General features: G+C 72.4%; 3 protein-coding genes and 1 pseudogene. 2 read left to right on the top strand and 2 right to left on the bottom strand.

Features of this window, described 5'->3' with window-relative positions; genetic code table 11:
• Both DQW06_RS29625 and DQW06_RS20705 read left to right on the top strand, forming a co-directional pair.
• On the top strand, positions 1 to 371 hold a 371-nt coding region (locus tag DQW06_RS29625), incomplete at its 5' end, for a DUF3017 domain-containing protein (protein WP_370449117.1).
• Positions 372 to 554: 183 nt separating this feature from the next.
• Positions 555 to 1,772: an NADP-dependent isocitrate dehydrogenase gene (locus tag DQW06_RS20705; protein WP_013154964.1), complete on the top strand. Its 1,218-nt coding sequence runs from the start codon at positions 555 to 557 to the stop codon at positions 1,770 to 1,772.
• Positions 1,773 to 2,337: 565 nt separating this feature from the next.
• Here the strand turns inward: DQW06_RS20705 and DQW06_RS20700 are convergent.
• Positions 2,338 to 3,633, bottom strand: a complete 1,296-nt coding sequence (locus DQW06_RS20700) for an LCP family protein (RefSeq protein ID WP_071622736.1) — start codon at positions 3,631 to 3,633, stop codon at positions 2,338 to 2,340.
• A gap of 182 nt (positions 3,634 to 3,815) precedes the next feature.
• Positions 3,816 to 4,481, bottom strand: a pseudogene (locus DQW06_RS20695) (GHMP kinase); the annotation flags it as partial.

Genomic DNA, 4,481 nt, shown 5'->3' with positions numbered 1-4,481 from the left:
GCCCCGAGGTGCCGGAGCCCGGCGGCGGCTCCGCCCGGGACTCCGGGGCGGACTCCGGGGAGGTCGCGCGCGGGCGGACCGCCGGGGAGGAGGGGCCCGAGACGCCGTACTGGCTCTCGCAGGTGCCCTACTTCCTGGTCATGTCGGCGCTCGCGGCGGGGATCGTGGTCGTGGCCGCGGCCTACTTCAAGCGCGGACCGGCGATCATCGCGGGCGCGCTGCTGCTGGCGGCGACCTTCCGGGTGCTCCTGCCCCGGGACTGGGTCGGGATGCTCGCCGTGCGCCGCCGGTGGATCGACCTGCTCACCCTGACCACCCTCGCGGTCCTGCTGATCGTGCTGGCATGGGTGGCGCCGCAACTGTCCGCTTAGGCGTCGAATAAGCTTGACGTCGAGATACCGCGACACCGAGAAGCCACCGCCTCGCCGGGGAGCACGGACCCCGGGCGGGACCGGTGGACCGCCGGGTGCGCGGACCGGCCCCCGGCCACGAGCCGGACACGGGTCCGCGGCGCACGAGGCGGCAGCGAAGACTGAAGGGACAGCCACACAGCCATGGCCAAGATCAAGGTCGAGAACCCCGTAGTCGAGCTCGACGGCGACGAGATGACCCGGATCATCTGGTCCTTCATCAAGGACCGTCTGATCCTCCCCTACCTCGACGTCGACCTGAAGTACTACGACCTGGGCATCGAGGAGCGCGACCGCACCGACGACCAGATCACCGTCGACGCGGCCAACGCCATCAAGGAGCACGGCGTCGGCGTCAAGTGCGCCACCATCACCCCGGACGAGGCCCGGGTCGAGGAGTTCGGCCTCAAGAAGATGTGGCGGTCGCCCAACGGCACCATCCGCAACATCCTCGGCGGCGTCGTCTTCCGCGAGCCCATCATCTGCGAGAACGTCCCCCGCCTGGTCCCTGGCTGGACCAAGCCGATCATCATCGGCCGCCACGCGCACGGCGACCAGTACAAGGCCACCGACTTCAAGGTGCCCGGCCCCGGCACGGTCACCATGACCTACACCCCGGCCGACGGCAGCGAGCCGGTCGAGTTCGACATCGCGAACTTCCCCGAGGCGGGCGGCGTCGCGATGGGCATGTACAACTTCCGCAAGTCCATCGAGGACTTCGCGCGCGCGAGCCTGAACTACGGCCTGGACCGCAACTACCCGGTCTACATGTCCACCAAGAACACGATCCTCAAGGCCTACGACGGCATGTTCAAGGACGTGTTCCAGGAGATCTTCGAGACCGAGTTCAAGGACCGCTTCGACTCCGCGGGCCTGACCTACGAGCACCGCCTCATCGACGACATGGTCGCCGCGGCGCTCAAGTGGGAGGGCGGCTACGTCTGGGCCTGCAAGAACTACGACGGTGACGTGCAGTCCGACACCGTCGCCCAGGGCTTCGGCTCCCTCGGCCTGATGACCTCCGTCCTGCGCACCGCGGACGGCCGCACGGTCGAGGCCGAGGCCGCCCACGGCACGGTGACCCGCCACTACCGCCAGCACCAGCAGGGCAAGCCCACCTCCACCAACCCGATCGCCTCCATCTTCGCGTGGACCCGCGGCCTGGAGCACCGGGGCAAGCTCGACAACACCCCCAAGGTCGTCGAGTTCGCCAACACCCTGGAGGACGTCGTCATCAAGACCGTCGAGGGCGGCCAGATGACCAAGGACCTCGCGCTGCTCGTCGGCGGCGACCAGGAGTTCCTGACCACGGAGCAGTTCCTCGCCGCCCTGGACGAGAACCTCGCCAAGCGCCTGGCCTGAGCCCCCGCGCACCGTCCGTTCGGCGGTGTACGCGGCGGGCCCGGACCCGGACGGTCCCGATCGGGGCCGTCCGGGTGAGACCTCGCTCACGCCCGGCCGCCCCCGAGGGGCGGCCGGGCGCCGTCGTGTCCGGGGCGGGGAGGGGCCCGCCCCCGAGGGGGTCCGGGTGTCGCAAACGCGGTGTTCGCGGGGTTCTGGGGCCTCGGTCGGCCAAAGTTTCCCGGCGTGTTTCCCGTGTTCGGCGTACATACGCGGGCCCGTGGTGGGAGGATGGCAACGCCGGACCACCGCAGAGGCCCGAGGGTGCGACATAGGCCACGTGCACAGGATTCGCACCTTAAGCGAGCTTTGACCTATTGTGGAGACGTGCCGGTGAGAACCGGCAGGCCAGAGCGGGTTTCGGCTCCTCTGCCACCATGACCGACGTGCCGGCCGTGCGCCCGCTGGGGGGTAGGCGCGCACAGTACGGAACGTCACGAAGAAGGGCCCGTCGCCTCGGCGACGGGCCCTTCGCCTTTCCCCGGACCGCCCGCTTCCCCCGGGCCGCTGCGGTCCGACGTCCGGCCTACTCCTGGAAGGCGCTCTCGGGGATCGGCTCCCCGGCCCGCATGGCGGCGAACATCTCCTCGGAGCGCACCTCGTCCCAGACCACCACCGAGCCGACCCCGTCCAGCGTGGGGGTCTGGCCCACGGGGATCGCGGTGGTCTGCGTACCGCCGCGCATCGCCAGGAGCATGCTGGCCAGGTGCCGCAGGTCGTCGCCCTCGTCCACCATGAAGGTGTCGGTGCCCGCGAGCACCAGCGGGATGGACTCGAAGGGGTTGAACAGCGTGGAGGGCGCGCTGGCCGTCTGGACCAGTGCCGAGAAGAACTCGCGCTGGCGGGCGATGCGGTCCAGGTCGGCGCGCGGCGTGGCCCGGGTGCGCACGTAGCCCAGGGCGGTGCCGCCGTCCATCATCTGGCAGCCCGCCTCGATGTCCAGCCCGGCCTTGGGGTCGGCCATGGCCTCCTCCGGGCACAGCTCCACGCCGCCCACCGCGTCCACGATGTCGACGAAGCCGCCCATGCCGATCTCCACGTAGTGGTCGATGTGCACGCCCGAGGCGCGCTCGAAGGTCTCCACGAGGGGGGCGGGGCCGCCGCAGACCTCCTCGCCCGCGTCGTTCGTGCCGCACACGGCGTCGGCGAAGGCGGTGTTGATCTTGTTGTCGGCGTAACCGGGGACGGCGAGGGGGACGTAGGAGTCTCGGGGGACGCTGACGATGGTGGGCTCGCCCTCGTCGGGGATGTACAGCACCATGATGGTGTCGGTCCGGCGGCCCTCGGCGTAGCCGGTGGCCATCTCGTCCATCTGCTCCTCGGACAGGCCCTGGCGGCTGTCGGAGCCCACGATCATGTAGGTCGTGCCGGGCTGCCCGTCCGGGCGGCCCTCGTAGTCCAGCAGGGCCTCCACCCGCTCCAGCCGCGAGTTCGCGTACACGTAGAACCCGCCGACGAAGACCAGGGGCAGGACCAGCACCAGCACCAGCACGGTCACCGTGACGGTGGTGGCCAGCCGGCGCTTGCGCTCCTTGCGCCTGCGCTCGATGCCGCGGCCGTCGTAGACGCGCCCGGCGCTGTGGGTGCGCCGGGACCTCTGGGACTGCTGAGGCCTCTGGGACCGCCTCGGCCGCACCGGGGGCACGTCCTCGGCGGGCGGGAGCCGACGCGTCTCGCCGACCACCCTCTGCTCGGACTCGCGCGGGCGGTAGAGCTTCTCGAACTCGTCCGGCCTGCCCGGGGTCCCGCCGCGCCGGAACACGCCCTGCCTGTCGTGCTCGCCGGTGCGGCCGGGGTCGTCCCGGTTCCGTCGGTCAGCCATCGCATCGCCCATCTGCTCAGCGCCGTGGATCGCCTCGTCGCTTACTTCCACCCTGTGTGATCGCGAAAAGGGTAGCGGGGTTCGGCACAATGTCACGGTTCGGCCTCTCGGATCCGGAAGGCGCCCGCCGCGCGACCGCCTCCGCACGGTGCTCGGGCCCCGCGCCCGTCGCCCCGACCGGCTCAGCGCAGCCGGTGGGCGCCCGCGGAGGGCACCGCGGCGCGCACGCGCGGGGGGACCCGGCCGTCGGCGCGGAACTCCCGGGCCAGCGCCTCGCCGATCCCCTCCACGCGCTCCTCGGCGGCCAGGGCCAGCACGGTCCCCGCCCAACCGGACATCCGCACCCCGCGCGCCCCGGCCCGCGCGGCGGTCTCCGCGGCCAGCTCCACCTCCGGAGTGGGCAGCCCGAAGCCGCGCAGGGACAGGTGGGACGCGGACAGGATCGGTCCGACCTCCCCGAAGCGCCCGGCGCGCAGCAGCCCCACGGCCGCGTTGAGCCGGTGCACCTCGGTCACCGCGTACTCGACCCGGCGGCGCAGCACGGGGTCCGGCAGGCTCGCCAGCGCCCCGGACAGGTCCTGGACGGCGCGCAGCGGCCCGAGCGTGCGCTGCGCGCGCTCCAGCTCGGCGGAGCGGGCCGCGCGCAGGTCGCGCCGGGGCAGGGCGCCGGTGTCCACCACCACGAGCCTCAGCCCGGCCTCGGCGAGGTCGAACGGCAGCACGGTGGTGCGCAGACTCCTCAGGTTCACCCGGACCGCGCACCCGGGGCGGGCCGCCAGGGCCACCCGCTGGTCGGCGGTGGCGCCCTCGGGCGGGGGACCGCCGCCCAGGTCGGCCAGGGCCAGCGC

This window comes from Nocardiopsis sp. TNDT3 (assembly GCF_003427465.1).
In the GTDB taxonomy this organism is placed as follows: domain Bacteria; phylum Actinomycetota; class Actinomycetes; order Streptosporangiales; family Streptosporangiaceae; genus Nocardiopsis; species Nocardiopsis dassonvillei.
The sequence above is the reverse complement of the archived record's forward strand: the minus strand, read 5'-3'. Positions and strand labels throughout refer to the sequence as shown.

Bases quoted from the DNA above. Each gene is read 5' to 3' on its own strand.
- DQW06_RS20700 (WP_071622736.1), bottom strand. From the start codon at position 3,633: ATGGCTGACCGACGGAACCGGGACGACCCCGGCCGCACCGGCGAGCAC.
- DQW06_RS20705 (WP_013154964.1), top strand. From the start codon at position 555: ATGGCCAAGATCAAGGTCGAGAACCCCGTAGTCGAGCTCGACGGCGAC.